This is a genomic window from Humibacter albus DSM 18994 (assembly GCF_000421825.1).
In the GTDB taxonomy this organism is placed as follows: Bacteria; Actinomycetota; Actinomycetes; order Actinomycetales; family Microbacteriaceae; genus Humibacter; species Humibacter albus.
Genome location: NZ_ATXT01000011.1, coordinates 609,580 through 623,830, shown reverse-complemented (window position 1 = coordinate 623,830; position 14,251 = coordinate 609,580). Strand labels below are relative to the sequence as shown.

9 protein-coding genes are annotated in these 14,251 nt (G+C 68.7%); 8 read left to right on the top strand and 1 reads right to left on the bottom strand.

The features are described 5' to 3' along the window. Nucleotides 1–50: 50 nt before the first annotated feature. Nucleotides 51–2,117 carry a glycogen debranching protein GlgX gene (gene glgX / locus H623_RS0104350; protein WP_022899724.1) on the bottom strand — a complete coding sequence of 689 codons (2,067 nt, stop codon included), beginning with the start codon at nucleotides 2,115–2,117 and terminating at the stop codon, nucleotides 51–53. Between the two features lie 19 nt (nucleotides 2,118–2,136). Here glgX and H623_RS0104345 point away from each other — a divergent pair, with 19 nt between their 5' ends. The 8 genes from H623_RS0104345 (at nucleotide 2,137) to H623_RS0104310 (ending at nucleotide 14,231) form a co-directional block, all read left to right on the top strand. Beyond that, nucleotides 2,137–3,387: a cysteine desulfurase family protein gene (locus H623_RS0104345; RefSeq protein ID WP_022899723.1), complete on the top strand. Its 1,251-nt coding sequence runs from the start codon at nucleotides 2,137–2,139 to the stop codon at nucleotides 3,385–3,387. Nucleotides 3,388–3,474: 87 nt separating this feature from the next. After that, nucleotides 3,475–4,575, top strand: coding sequence for a tRNA 2-thiouridine(34) synthase MnmA (gene mnmA, locus H623_RS0104340; protein WP_022899722.1), 1,101 nt, complete (start codon nucleotides 3,475–3,477; stop codon nucleotides 4,573–4,575). A gap of 91 nt (nucleotides 4,576–4,666) precedes the next feature. After that, nucleotides 4,667–7,135 (top strand): NAD-dependent DNA ligase LigA, encoded by a 2,469-nt coding sequence (ligA, locus tag H623_RS17710; protein WP_022899721.1) that lies wholly within the window; start codon nucleotides 4,667–4,669, stop codon nucleotides 7,133–7,135. Nucleotides 7,136–7,163: 28 nt separating this feature from the next. Next, the gene (locus H623_RS17705; protein ID WP_022899720.1) at nucleotides 7,164–9,098 is read left to right on the top strand and encodes an alkaline phosphatase family protein; all 1,935 of its coding nucleotides are present in this window, start codon (nucleotides 7,164–7,166) and stop codon (nucleotides 9,096–9,098) included. 151 nt (nucleotides 9,099–9,249) lie between these two features. Further along, nucleotides 9,250–9,549 carry an Asp-tRNA(Asn)/Glu-tRNA(Gln) amidotransferase subunit GatC gene (gene gatC, locus H623_RS0104325; RefSeq protein ID WP_022899719.1) on the top strand — a complete coding sequence of 100 codons (300 nt, stop codon included), beginning with the start codon at nucleotides 9,250–9,252 and terminating at the stop codon, nucleotides 9,547–9,549. Continuing rightward, nucleotides 9,549–11,102, top strand: coding sequence for an Asp-tRNA(Asn)/Glu-tRNA(Gln) amidotransferase subunit GatA (gene gatA / locus H623_RS0104320; RefSeq protein ID WP_022899718.1), 1,554 nt, complete (start codon nucleotides 9,549–9,551; stop codon nucleotides 11,100–11,102). Before gatC ends, gatA begins: the two co-directional genes overlap by 1 nt. Next, nucleotides 11,102–12,598, top strand: a complete 1,497-nt coding sequence (gatB, locus tag H623_RS0104315) for an Asp-tRNA(Asn)/Glu-tRNA(Gln) amidotransferase subunit GatB (RefSeq protein ID WP_022899717.1) — start codon at nucleotides 11,102–11,104, stop codon at nucleotides 12,596–12,598. Before gatA ends, gatB begins: the two co-directional genes overlap by 1 nt. 52 nt (nucleotides 12,599–12,650) lie before the next feature. Further along, on the top strand, nucleotides 12,651–14,231 hold the full coding sequence (locus H623_RS0104310) for a DUF7059 domain-containing protein (RefSeq protein WP_022899716.1): 1,581 nt from the start codon (nucleotides 12,651–12,653) through the stop codon (nucleotides 14,229–14,231). Nucleotides 14,232–14,251 lie beyond the last annotated feature (20 nt).

Here is a 14,251-nt window from a genome sequence, read left to right as displayed (position 1 = left end):
CATCGCGCTCCGGTCATGCGAGCGCAGACCGGTCGTCGTGATCGAACGGTTCAGTCGTCGCGTTCCGCTCGCTCGTGTGCGCGGAACAATTTCATCGAGGTGGGGCCCATCGCCACGCTCGTGCCGGGGGAATGCTCACTGGCGCCGGTGACGACGGTCTCGTCGGCGGAGTCCCACAGCAGTTCGTAGCAGTCAACGCCGTCGTGCTCGGGGAGCGAGACGGAGATGTCGGTCTCCAGGCCGTGCACGATGAGCAGAATGCGGTTGCGTCCCTCGAACTCCGGGCTGGAAGCAGCCACATACTGCAGAGTGCGGTTCTGCGGGGAGTCCCAGTCCTGCTCATCCATGACCTGACCGTCGGCGTCGTACCAGTCGATCTCGCTCGCGCTCGGTACGACTCGGCCGCTTTCGCCGTAGCGCACCGGGCGCAGCGCGGGGTTCTCTCGGCGCAGCCGGATCAGCTCGGTCGTGATGGCCGCGCGGTCGCGTTGCCGCTCGTCCCAGTCCCAGCGGGTCCAGGTGAGCTCGTCGTCATGGCAGTACGCGTTGTTGTTGCCCGACTGCGTGCGCCCGTACTCGTCACCGGCGGTGATCATCGGGATGCCGGCCGAGAGCAGGAGCGTCGCCATCAGGTTGCGGGCCGCCTTGCGTCGCGCGGCACGGATTCCCTCGTCGTCGGCCGGGCCCTCGGCTCCGTGGTTGAACGACCGGTTGTCATCGCTGCCGTCGCGGTTGTCCTCGCCGTTGCCCAGGTTGTGCTTCTCGTCGTACGAGACCAGGTCCTCGAGCGTGAAGCCGTCGTGAGCGGTGATGAAGTTCACCGAGGCGAGCGGACCGCGCTGCGGACTGAACAGGTTGGAGGAGCCGGCGAGGCGAGTGGCGAACGAACCGATGCCGGCGCCGGGCGCACCGTGAGCACGGGCATCCGCGATGTCGCTGAGCCAGAACGATCGCGCATTGTTGCGGAACCGGTCGTTCCACTCCGACCAGCCGTCCGGAAAACCGCCCGTGTGCCACCCGTCGGAACCGATGTCCCACGGTTCGGCGATGAGTTTGACACCCTCCAGGGCGGGATCGTCGGTGATCGCGGTGAGCAGGGAGTGATCGTTGCTGAAGTCGCCGTTCTCGTCGCGGCCCAGAGCGGTGGCGAGGTCGAACCGGAATCCGTCGACCTGCACCTCATTCGCCCAATACGCCAACGAGTCGAGGACGAGCCGTCGCGGTGCGCGTCGGCCGAAGTCGAGGGTGTTGCCCACGCCGGTGGTATCGATGTACGAGCCGTCGTCGTTCTGCCGGTAGTAGGTCGCGTCGTCGATGCCGCGCAGGCTCGTCGTGGGACCGCCGGGGCCGCCCTCGGCGGTGTGGTTGTACACGACGTCGAGGATGACCTCGATCCCGGCCTCGTGCAGCAGCCGCACCATGCCCTTGAACTCGCGCAGCACGTCGGCCGCACCGGCCGCCTGCGCCGTTTGCGTCGCGTACGGCGCGTGCGGCGTGAAGAAGTTCAGGGTGTTGTAGCCCCAGTAGTTCGTCAGCCCGAGGCGGCGCAGCCGGTCCTCAGTCATGAACGCGTGCACCGGGAGAAGCTCGACGCTCGTCACGCCGAGGCGGTGCAGGTGCTCGATGGTGGCGGGGTGCGCCAGCCCGGCATATGTGCCCCGCAGCTGTTCCGGGATGTCGGGGTTGAGCGCCGTCAGCCCCTTCACGTGCGCCTCGTAGATCACCGTGTGGTCTCGGGGAACACGTGGCTTGGCGACTCCTCCCCAGTCGAAGGCGCCGTCGAGGGCGACGCAGCGCCACTCCCGGTCTCCGACCCGCTCGAGACCGCGTGCGTACGGATCGATCAGCACTCGCCGGGCATCGAAGCGATGCCCGGGCCCTTCGGGCCCCGAGCACCGGATGTTGTACCGCACGCCGGGCCTCAGCTGCTCGCTCTGCGCGGTCCAGACGTCTCCGTCTCCGCGGTTCAGCGGAATGCGCTCGGCCAGCCAACGGGCATCCGCGCCGTCGAAGACGAGCAGCTCCACCTCGTCGGCGTGCGCCGAATAGACGCCGATGCTTCCGCCGTCCACACCGGGATGCACGCCCAGCAGCGCGAACGGGTCCTCTGCAGGCATGCGTCCTACAGTAATTCCTATGCCGGTCTACCTTGACCACGCCGCCACCACTCCCGTCCTGCCGGAGGCGATCGAGGCGTACACGAGCGCCCTGACACGCGTCGGCAATCCGGCGAGCATCCACTCGGCGGGTCAAGACGCCAAGCGACTGCTCGAGGATGCTCGCGAGCAGGTCGCCGCGACCCTCGGCTGCCAGGGGATCGAAGTCGTGTTCACCTCCGGAGGCACCGAGGCGATCAACGCCGCGGTGAAGGGACTGTACTGGGCGCGCCGCAAGGCGGGTGCCACCCGCGTGCTCGTGCCGGAGGGCGAACACCATGCCACGCTCGACACGGTCGAGTGGTTGGCCGCCTCCGAAGAGGCCGAAGTGGAATGGCTGCCGCTTGATGATCGTGGCTTCCTGCGCCTGGACGCGCTCGAGGCGGCGCTGACGCGCGAGCCCGCCTCGATCGCGCTGCTGACCTTTCTGTGGGCGAACAACGAGGTCGGGACGATACAGCCGGCTCAGCGGATCATCGCACTCGCCGCGGCGGCGGGGGTTCCCGTTCACCTGGATGCGGTCTCGGCCTACGGACATCTGCCGATCGACTTCGCCGCACTCCGGGCCGCGACGGGGTCGACGGGTCGTGCGGGACTGGCAGCACTGAGCGTCTCGGCACACAAGATAGGCGGGCCGATCGGCGCCGGTGCGCTGGTGCTGTCGCGCGACGCCGTCATCGTGCCGCTGCTGCACGGCGGCGGACAGCAGCGGCAGGTGCGTAGCGGCACCCAGGACGTGGCGGCGGCGGCGGCGTTCGCGGTGGCCGCTGCGGCGGCCGAGGCGGATCGGGCCGCGGAGTCCGCACGGCTGACGGTGCTGCGGGACCGCGTGATCGATGGCGTGCGGCGACTCGTGCCCGACGCGGTGTTGAACGGCCCCGAGCCGCCAAGGGCGGCGCCGGGCGAGCCTGGCGATGCCCGTCTCGCCACCAACGCGCACTTCACGTTCTCCGGCTGCGAGGGAGATTCGCTGCTGTTCCTGCTCGATGCGGCAGGAGTCGAGGTCTCCACCGGATCCGCGTGCCAGGCGGGAATCCCCGAGCCGTCGCACGTGCTGCGCGCCATGGGGCGCACCGAGGACGAAGCACGCGGAGCGCTCCGCATCACGTTGGGGCGCACGTCGAGCGAGGCCGACGTCGACGCGTTCCTGGCGGCATTGCCTGCGGCGTACGCTCAGGCATCCAAAGCAGGCCTGGCCACGCAGGAATCGGCCTTCGGGCTTCGCGCCTGACAGCCACGACGGCGATCACCCGCGTGCGCGGGAAGCCTCACCACGGTCGAGGCCTGCTCCCAGGGCGCGTTTCGTAGACTGGCCCTCATGCGTGTTCTTGCGGCGATGAGCGGTGGTGTCGACTCGGCGGTGGCGGCGGCGCGTGCCGTCGAAGCCGGCCACGACGTGGTCGGAGTGCACCTGGCGTTGAGCCGCATGCCCGGCACCCTGCGAACGGGAAGCCGCGGATGCTGCACGATCGAGGACTCGATGGATGCGCAGCGCGTGGCGAACATGATCGGCATCCCGTACTACGTGTGGGACTTCTCCGAGCGTTTCAAGCTCGACGTGGTGGACGACTTCATCGCCGAGTACTCCGCGGGACGCACCCCGAACCCGTGCCTGCGCTGCAACGAGAAGATCAAGTTCGCGGCGCTGCTCGAGAAGGCGCTCGCGCTCGGCTTCGACGCGGTCTGCACCGGCCACTACGCGAGCATCGTGACGGACGCCGACGGCAACCGTCAGTTGCACCGCGCGGCGGCGTGGGCGAAGGACCAGTCCTACGTGCTGGGCGTTCTCACCGCCGACCAGCTTGCGCACGCGATGTTCCCGCTCGGCGCGACGCCGTCCAAGGCCGAGGTGCGTGCGGAGGCGGCCGAGCGCGGTTTCACCGTGGCGCAGAAGCCCGACTCGCATGACATCTGCTTCATCCCGGACGGCGACACCCGTGGCTGGTTGGCCGAGCACGTGGGGTCCGCGCCCGGTCGGATCGTGGACCGCGAAGGAGCTGTCGTCGGCAGCCACGAGGGCGCGACGGCGTACACGATTGGGCAGCGCCGCGGACTCGGCATCACGGTGCCCGCACCCGATGGCCGGCCGCGATTCGTGCTGGAGGTGCGGCCCAAAGACAACACCGTCGTCGTGGGCCCCAAAGAGGCGCTGGACATCGCCGAGCTCGCCGGTTCGCGCCTCACCTGGGCCGGGCAGCCGCCGAAGGATGCCGCCACGCCGTTCTCCTGCGAGGTCCAGATCCGGGCTCACGCCGATCCCGTACCGGCCACGGCCGTCCTGCGTGACGGGGAACTCGTCATCCGTCCCGAGACGCCGATCAACGGGGTAGCGACCGGGCAGAGCGCTGTCGTCTATGTCGGAACCCGCGTTCTCGGCCAGTGCACGATCGACCGCACGGTGAGCGCCGTCCCCGCCTGAGCGAGGCGTCGCCGGGAGGCGCCGGACGACTTCCGGGTGAGGTGGCCGTCGCTGCCGCTTCGATGACGGTGGCCGCTCTTAGGATGGCGACGTGACGGACATCCCCGCAGACTTCGATTCCGCCCGCACCGAGTCGGAGGCGCTGCGCGAGCGCATCGAGCGCAACCGTGTGGCCTATTACGCCGGTGGCAGCCTGACGAGCGACGCGGATTACGACGCGGACATCCACCGGCTCGAGGCCATCGAGCACGAGTTCCCGCGGCTGCAGGGCCAGGACAGCCCGACGCAGACGGTCGGCGCAGCAGTCGCGTCCGCCGGGTTCCCACCGCATCGACACGCCGAGCGCATGCTGAGCCTCGACAACGTGTTCAGCGTCGAGGAACTGCGTGACTGGGCTGCCAAGACGGAGAGCGCTGCGACGGCGGATGCCGCCGGTCACGCCGTCCGTTGGCTCACCGAGGTGAAGATCGACGGTCTGGCTATCAGCCTCGCCTATCGCGACGGCGTGCTGGAGACCGCCACCACGCGCGGCGACGGCACGGTGGGTGAGGACATCACCGAGAACGTGGACTGGATCCCGGCCATCCCTCAGCGGCTGCAGGGCACCGGATGGCCGCAGTTCTTCGAGGTGCGCGGCGAAGTGTTTCTGAAGACCGTCGACTTCGAGTTCCTCAACGAGCGGCAGCATCAGTTGCAGGAGCAGTTCGCAGCGGATCAGCGCGCCAGGGGCAAGAGCGATGACGAGATCAAGACCCGCTATCCGGAGTTCGCGAACGCGCGCAACACCGCGGCAGGGAGCCTGCGACAACGACGGGAGAACAAGGGCGAGCACGAGCTCCAGCTCATGCGGGAGCGCCAGGGCAGGCTTTCGCTGTACTTGCACACGCTCGGCGCGTGGCAGAACCCGCCCATGACGACCCAGTCGCAGGGGTATGAGTTGCTGCGCAGCTGGGGTCTTCCGGTGTCCCCGCACAACCGTGTGCTCGACGACGTCGACGAGGTCGCCGCGTACATCGGCGAGATGGGCGAGAGACGGCACTCGCTCGAGCACGAGATCGACGGTGTCGTCATCAAGGTGGACGATCTCGCGACGCACGACGAGCTCGGCGCCACGAGCCGTGCGCCACGATGGGCGATCGCGTACAAGTACCCTCCTGAAGAGGTCTTCACGAAGCTGCTCGACATCGTCGTCTCGATCGGTCGCACCGGCCGCGCCACACCGTTCGCGGTGATGGAGCCGGCCAAGGTCGCCGGTTCCACGGTGCGCCAGGCGACGCTGCACAACAAAGACGTCGTCAAAGCGAAGGGCGTCCTCATCGGAGACACCGTCGTGCTGCGCAAGGCGGGCGACGTCATCCCCGAGGTCCTCGGTCCCGTGCTCGAGCTGCGCGACGGCACGGAGCGCGAGTTCGTCATGCCGAAGTACTGCCCCGAGTGCGGCACAGAACTGCGTCCGGCCAAAGAGGGCGACATCGACCTGCGCTGCCCGAACACGAGATCGTGTCCGGCTCAGGTGCGCGGCCGCGTCGAGCACATCGGGTCTCGTGGCGCGCTGGACATCGACGCGCTCGGCGAAGTGACCGCCGCCGCTCTGACCTCGCCGATGCATCCTGCCGAACCACCGCTCGTGACCGAGGCGGGTCTTTTCGACCTGACAGAGGAACAGATCGTGCCCGTACAGGTGATGGTTCGCGACGTGGAGACCGGTGAGCTGAAGGTCGACGAGAAGACGGGTCTGCCGGTGCGTCGCGCGCCGTTCCAGAAAGTCAGGTTGACGTATCCGCCGGGTGCCGAGGGGATGTCCGCGGCGGATCGGCGCAAGGCGGGCATTCGCAAGGACTATCGGCTGGTCACGGCTTCCGAGGCTGCCAGCACCCTCCTCGCTGAGCTGGAGAGGGCCAAGGAGAAGGACCTCTGGCGGTTTCTGGTGGCGCTGAACATTCGGCACGTCGGACCCGTCGCGGCGCGCGCGCTGGCGTCTTGGTTCGGGTCGTTGGATGCCATCCGCGCGGCTTCCCGAGACGAGCTCGCCGCGGTCGACGGCGTGGGCGGCATCATCGCCGATGCGGTGTTGGACTGGTTCGAGGAGGACTGGCATCGCGAGATCGTGGAGCACTGGAGTGCTGCGGGTGTTCCGTTCGCCATCCCCGGGCATCCCGGACCGGGCAACGCGGGCGACGCTTCGGGGCCGCTTGCGGGTCTGTCCGTGGTGGCGACCGGAGCCCTGGAGGGATTCACGCGAGAGGGAGCGATCGAGGCCATCATCGCCGCAGGAGGCAAGGCGGCGTCCAGCGTCTCGAAGAAGACGGACTACGTCGCGGCGGGCCCGGGCGCGGGCACGAAGCTGACGAAGGCGGAGCAGTTGGGGCTGCGGATCATCGATGCCGCGCAATTCGCACTGCTTCTGAAGGGCGGGCCGGCCGCCTTGGCGGTCGGAGGTGACGAAGGCGGCGTCGCCGAAGACGCCCAGGGCGACAACGACGGGGAGAACTCGGTCGAAGAAGTCGTTGACGAGCGCGGCGGGCCTGCGAATGACGGGGATGCCGCTGCGCTCGAATGAGGACAACGGCGCAGAGGGGGAGGTCTGAATGGCCGAGGGAGAGCACAGGCCGCAGAAGTCGGAGCCCGCGAGTGAGCTCGGAGCCAACGATGAGACGGCTGCGTCGGACGCGACGGGGCAGTCGTCGAGCGGTCAGGAGACGACGGAACGGTCTGCACGTGATTCGACGTCGCGGCGCAAGTTCCTGCGCGGGGCCGGGCTCGTTGCGGCCGGGGCTGCGGCGGGCGGAGTGGTGGGCGGCGTCGTCGGCGGCGTGGTCGGTGCTGTCGCAGGGCGCGACAGCGTGCATCCGAAGATCGAGAAGGAGCTCGGGCTTCTGCCGGAGCCGTCGAAGCCCGGCTTCGAGCACCTCGTGGTGGTCATGTTCGAGAACCGGTCCTTCGACAACATCCTCGGGTTCCTCTACGCCGATCAGAAGCCGCCCCGCGGCCAGAAGTTCCACGGCCTCGACGTCGCGCGCGACACGAACCACGACCCGCTGACGGGACAGGACATCGCGGCGCACGTCTACAACGGCACCACCGACTTCGTGATGAGCCAGCCGGATCCCGATCCGGGCGAGGAATACCCGTTCGTCAACCACCAGCTGTTCGGCACCCTTGACCCCGCCGAGAACGCGAACCGGATGATCTGGGAGATGGAGGCTCCGTACAACGCTCCGCCCGTCGATGCGGAAGCAGACATGAGCGGCTTCTTGGCCGACTACATCGACCACCTGCGCACCGAACGCAAAGGCTCCGCGCCGGCGTTCGACGTGTATCGACACATCATGGGCGCGTTCGATCCGACGATGCTGCCGGTCTTCTCCACTTTGGCCCGAGAGTTCGCTGTCTACGACAACTGGCACTGCGCCGTGCCGTCTCAGACGTTCTGCAACCGTTCGTTCTTCCACGCGTCCACGTCGCACGGCTTCGTCACGAACGGGCTGCCGAGTTACAAGAAGTGGATCGACAAGAGCGCCTACGCGCCGACGATCTTCAACCGCCTGCAGGCAGGCGGGCGTTCCTGGGCGATCTACTTCGACGATCGCCAGTTCATCTCCATGACGGGCTTCATCCACACGCCCGCACTGCAGAAATACTGGAAGACCGACCACTTCCGCACCATGACCCGGTTCTACGACGACGTGAAGAACGGCAGACTGCCCGACTACTCGTTCATCGAACCGCGGCTGGTGTACGACCACAACGACATGCACCCGCCCGTCGGGCCGATGACGCGAACGGATGTCGACGGCAAGGTGATCTCGGGCGGTGCGATCTCCGACGTGCGGGCCGGCGACGCTCTGCTCCACCAGATCTACACGGCCGTCCGCACCAGCGCGAGCCTGAAGGGCTCGAACGCCATGAACACCATGCTGTTCGTGACGTTCGATGAGCACGGCGGACTCTACGATCACGTTCCGCCGCCCGCGGCAACACCGCCGTCCAAGAACATGGGCGAGACCGAGATGGGCTTCGGCTTCGACCGGCTCGGCGTGCGAGTGCCGGCACTGGCCATCTCCGCGTGGACGGCCAAGGGACAGATCATCAACGAGACCATGCATCACTCGTCGGTGATCGCGACGCTGACGAAGAAGTACGGTCTGCCGCATCTGACCGACCGTGACAAGAACGCGCCGACCATCGACAACGCGGTGTCACTGACGAGGGCGCGCCAGCCTGCCACGTGGCCGCAGACGCATCCGCAGTGGCTGCCGCCGAATCCGGAGGCCAGCGCTCCGGAGCAAGACGGCGATCGCCCGCTCTCTCCGCCCGGGGTCGGATTGCTGGGCCTGCTCATCGCGCACTACGGCGGAGACGAGACCAAGGTGCCGCGCACCTATCGAGAGGCGTACGACCTGATCGCCGAGCGGGGTCAGGGGCTGTTCGGAGTCGGACACGAGAAGCGGATCACGCCGCTCACCCCCGGCGATACGCCTGCCCCCACGTCGAGCCCGCCTCCGACGCCGTCAGGGGAGTGATCTCCCGCCCCGTCCTCGGCGCACCGCGCAGCGATCTCCCTCCCACCGCCGGCGGCCTTTCCGGGAGTGCAGGCGTCCGGCCCCGGGGAGCGCTGCTCGCGGACGAATAGAATGAAGGCATCCCGTACGAAGTTCTGAACAACGGAGACGCATGCCCGACATCAGCGCCGAACAGGTGCGCCATCTGGCCGACCTTGCCCGCATCGACCTGAGCGACGACGAGCTCACCAGCCTCACCGCGGAACTCGCCCAGATCGTCGACTCGGTCGCGAAGGTGAGCGAGGTGGCCACGCCCGACGTGCCCGCCACCAGCCATCCCATCCCGATGACCAACGTGTTCCGCGACGACGCGGTGGTCCCCGGGCTCTCCGTGGAGCAGGCGCTCTCCGGCGCGCCGGAGCGGGAGGGCGACTTCTTCCGCGTGGCGCCGATCCTGGGTGAGGAGGCATGATGGACGACCTCACCCGGCTCACTGCCGCCGACCTGGCGCAGAAGCTCTCCGCCTCCGAGGTCTCCAGTGAGGAGGCCACCCGAGCACACCTCGAGCGCATCGCCTCCGTCGATCCCGATGTGCACGCGTTCCTGCATGTGGCGTCAGAACGTGCGATCGAGACCGCGAAGGCCGTGGATGCCCGCCGCGCCTCCGGAGAGACGCTCGGCCCGCTCGCCGGTGTGCCGGTGGCCATCAAAGACGTGCTGTGCACGCAGGACATGCCGTCGACCTCCGGATCGAAGATCCTCGAGGGCTGGGTGCCGCCCTACGACGCGACCGTGGTGCGCAAGCTGCGCGAGGCCGAGCTCATTCCGCTCGGCAAGACGAACATGGACGAGTTCGCGATGGGCTCGTCCACCGAGCACTCCGCGTTCGGTCCCACGCACAACCCGTGGGACCTGGAGCGCATTCCCGGGGGTTCTGGCGGCGGCTCGGCGGCGGCCGTGGCCGCGTTCGAAGCGCCGTTGGCTCTCGGAAGCGACACCGGCGGCTCCATCCGCCAGCCCGCTGCGGTCACCGGCTCGGTGGGTGTGAAGCCCACATACGGCGGCGTGAGCCGCTACGGTGCCATCGCACTGGCGAGTTCGCTCGATCAGGTGGGCCCGGTCACGCGCAGCGTGCTCGATGCGGGCCTGCTGCACGACGTGATCGGCGGACACGATCCGCGCGACTCCACCTCGATCGATCACGAGTGGCCGTCCATGGCCGACGCGGCGCGAGCCGGACTGCGCGATAACGCGCTGAAGGGCCTGCGCGTCGGCGTGGTGAAGGAGATCGCGGGCGACGGGGAAGGCTTCCAGGCCGGCGTCAAGCAGCGTTTCGACGAGACGGTCCGGCTGCTCACCGCGGCGGGCGCCGAGGTCGTCGAGGTCTCCGCACCCAGCTTCGAGTACGCCGTCGCCGCGTACTACCTCATCCTTCCGGCTGAAGCCTCCAGCAACCTCGCCCGGTTCGACTCCGTGCGCTTCGGGATGCGGGTGAACCCGGTATCGGGTCCCGTCACCAGCGAACGGGTCATGGCCGCCACGCGCGATGCCGGGTTCGGCGCCGAGGTGAAGCGCCGCATCATCCTCGGTACGTATGCGCTGAGCGCGGGCTACTACGACGCGTACTATGGCAGCGCGCAGAAGGTGCGCACGCTCATCCAGCGCGATTTCGCTGCCGCGTTCGAGCAGGCGGATGTACTGATCAGCCCCGCGGCTCCGACCACGGCCTTCAAGATCGGCGAGAAGGTGAACGATCCACTCGCCATGTACCTCAACGACATCACGACGATCCCTGCGAACCTCGCCGGCGTGCCCGGCTTGGCGCTCCCGGTCGGCCTGGCGCCCGAGGACGGGCTGCCGGTCGGAGTGCAGCTCATGGCCCCCGCGCACGAGGACGCTCGCCTCTACACGGTCGGTGCGGCGCTCGAGCAGCTGCTCGAAGCCGGGTGGGGGCATCCGCTGCTCCAGTCGGCGCCGTCGCTGGCCCAGTCGGAGATGTTCGCGAGCGAAGAAGGAGCAGTCTGATGGCCAAGGCCGAACTGATGGACTACGAGAGGGCCATCGAGCTGTTCGAGCCGGTGCTCGGCTTCGAGGTGCACGTCGAGCTGAACACCAAGACCAAGATGTTCTGCGGCTGCGCGAACGAGTTCGGGTCCGGCGCCAACACCAATACCTGCCCCACCTGCCTCGGCCTGCCCGGGGGACTGCCGCAGGTCAACCACCAGGCCGTTGAGTCGAGCATCCGGCTCGGGCTGGCGCTGGGCTGCGGGATCGCGGAGAGCTCCCGGTTCGCGCGCAAGAACTACTTCTACCCGGACACCTCGAAGAACTTCCAGACATCGCAGTACGACGAGCCGATCGCGCACGACGGCGAGGTCACGGTCGAGCTGGAGAGCGGCCGTCGTGTGACGGTGCTCATCGAACGCGCGCACATGGAAGAAGACGCCGGCAAGCTCACGCACCTGGGCACCACCGGCCGCATCCAGGGTGCCGAATACTCCCTGGTGGACTACAACCGCGGTGGCGTGCCGCTCGTCGAGATCGTGACGCGCATGATCGAGGGTGCGGAAGCCGACGCCCCCGAGGTCGGCAAAGCGTACGTCGCGCACATCCGCGAGCTGGTGAAGGCGCTCGGCGTCTCCAACGCGCGCATGGAGGAGGGCAACGTGCGCTGCGATGCGAACGTGTCGCTGCGTCCGCGCGGCTCGAACGTGCTCGGCACCCGCACCGAGACGAAGAACGTGAACTCGCTGCGCTCGGTGGAGCGCGCGGTGCGGTACGAGATCCAGCGCCAGGCGGCGATCCTGGATGCCGGTGGCACGATCACGCAGGAGACCCGGCACTGGCACGAGGACACCGGCACCACCTCCGCGGGGCGTCCGAAGTCCGATGCCGACGACTATCGGTACTTCCCGGAGCCCGACCTCGTCCCGGTGGCACCGAGCCGCGAATGGGTCGAGGAGCTGCGCGCCACACTCCCGGAGCCGCCGGCCGAGCGACGTGCCCGTCTGCGCGAGGCGTGGGGATTCACGGCGCTCGAGTTCCAGGATGTCGCCAACGGCGACCTTCTCGACGCCGTCGAGGCGACGGTGGCCGAGGGCGCGTCACCTGCCGCCGCGCGCAAGTGGTGGACCGGCGAGATCTCACGCGTCGCCAACGCGCGCGGGGCGACCGCCGGCGAGCTGGTGTCCCCGAAGCACGTTTCGGAGCTGGTCGCGCTCGTGGAGAACGGCGATCTGACAGACCGACTCGCGCGTCAGGTGCTGGAGGGTGTGATCGACGGTGAAGGGTCGCCGAGCCAGGTCGTGGAAGCGCGCGGGCTCAAGGTGGTCTCCGACGACGGTGCGTTGATCGCTGCCATCGACGAGGCGCTGGCAGCTCAGCCGGACGTGCTGCAGAAGATCCGAGACGGCAAGGTGCAGGCGGCCGGAGCCGTCATCGGCGCCGTGATGAAGGCGATGAGAGGTCAGGCGGACGCCGCCCGCGTGCGCGAGCTCGTGCTGGAGCGCGCCGCCCAGTAGCGTGCGGCGCGATCGGCGGTCGCTGCGTCGACGCAAGTGGAACAATGACGGGATGCCCGCAGACTCTCTCGAGATCGACCCGGAACCGCTCGCACGTCTTCGGCGCGACCTCGAGTGCGCGGACTTCACGGTGCCGGCGCTCGACGCTCTGTGGGGGGAGGAGGCCGCCGCCGCGCTCTTCCGCGGGCATCGCGTCGCCGCGCGTCGCGCCGCTGAGCCGGGAGCGTCTCGCGGAGAGCCGCTGGCGGTGCTGGCGACCGCATTCGTACTGGGGCTGCCGGTGCCCGAGCGGGCCGTGGCATCCGCGTTGCCCACGCTCGGAATCCAGGGCGCTGTTCGCCTCGGACTGGTGGCCGGGAGCGAGGGAACGGGCCCGGGCGACTCGGCGGCGATGCTGCGTCCACTGGTCGACCTTCGCCCCTACTCGTTCGACGACGACCTCGGTGCCGGATCCTGGTGGATCTGCTCCGACCTCGGTGAACTCGCGTTGGGGCGCGAACTGCGCGAGGACCATGTGCTCGGTGTGGGAGGGGCCTCTCACACGCTGAGTGCGATCATGATGCGGGCTGCCGTCGGCACCGCACTCGATCTCGGCACCGGCTGCGGCATCCAGGCGATGCATGCGGCGCGTCACGCCGACCGGGTGGTGGCCACCGACATCTCGGCTCGGGCGCTGAGGTTCGCCCGATTCAACGCTGCACTGAACCGCGTGCACAACATCGAGTTCCGGCTCGGAAGCCTGTTCGAACCGGTGGCGGGGGAGCGCTTCGACCGCATCGTCTCGAATCCGCCGTTCGTCATCACACCGCGCGTCGCCGGCGTTCCCGAGTACGAGTACCGCGATGGCGGCCTCACGGGTGACGCCATCGTCGAGGCCGTCGTGCGCGGCGTGCGCGAACACCTCGAACCGGGGGGCGTCGCGCAGTTCCTCGGCAACTGGGAGTACCGCGGCGACGGTGAGGCGTTCGATCGCGTGCGGGGATGGCTCGGTGACGCGACGGAACCCGGCGCGCTCGACGCCTGGGTCGTCGAGCGCGAGCTGCAGGATGCGCCGCGGTATGCGGAGACGTGGATCCGCGACGGTGGGACCCGGCCGGGCAGCGCCGAATTCGAACGTCTGATGGATGCCTGGCTCGACGACTTCGCCGGCAGGAACGTGTGCGCGGTCGGCTTCGGATATCTGACACTACGACGCCCCGCCGACGGAGACGTGACGCTGCGGCGGTTCGAGTCGGTGGAGTCCTCTGGCGCATCGGAGGGCGGACTCGGACCGCACCTGGAGCGAGGGCTGCGTGTCGGTCGCTGGCTGGCATCCGTCACCGATCAACAGCTCGGGCTCACCTGCCTGCGCACCGCCGCCGATGTCACCGAGGAGCGCCACTACTGGCCGGGGGACGACGACCCGACGGTGCTCGCGCTCGTGCAGGGCGGCGGCTTCGGGCGTCGCCTGGCGATGGACACCGGGCTCGCCGGGCTCGTCGGAGCGTGCGATGGCGATCTGCCGGTCGGCGTCATCGTGGGTGCGCTTGCCGACCTTCTCGGTGCGGACGCCACGGACCTCACCGCCGATCTCCTCCCGCGTGTGCGCGAACTGATCTTCACCGGCGTGCTCGATCCCGACGACCTGGACTGACCTCAGCAGGTGCGCCTGCC

Coding starts and splice junctions, on each gene's coding strand:
- glgX (WP_022899724.1), bottom strand. CDS start 2,117: ATGCCTGCAGAGGACCCGTTCGCGCTGCTGGGCGTGCATCCCGGTGTG.
- H623_RS0104345 (WP_022899723.1), top strand. CDS start 2,137: ATGCCGGTCTACCTTGACCACGCCGCCACCACTCCCGTCCTGCCGGAG.
- mnmA (WP_022899722.1), top strand. CDS start 3,475: ATGCGTGTTCTTGCGGCGATGAGCGGTGGTGTCGACTCGGCGGTGGCG.
- H623_RS17705 (WP_022899720.1), top strand. CDS start 7,164: ATGGCCGAGGGAGAGCACAGGCCGCAGAAGTCGGAGCCCGCGAGTGAG.
- gatC (WP_022899719.1), top strand. CDS start 9,250: ATGCCCGACATCAGCGCCGAACAGGTGCGCCATCTGGCCGACCTTGCC.
- gatA (WP_022899718.1), top strand. CDS start 9,549: ATGGACGACCTCACCCGGCTCACTGCCGCCGACCTGGCGCAGAAGCTC.
- gatB (WP_022899717.1), top strand. CDS start 11,102: ATGGCCAAGGCCGAACTGATGGACTACGAGAGGGCCATCGAGCTGTTC.
- H623_RS0104310 (WP_022899716.1), top strand. CDS start 12,651: ATGCCCGCAGACTCTCTCGAGATCGACCCGGAACCGCTCGCACGTCTT.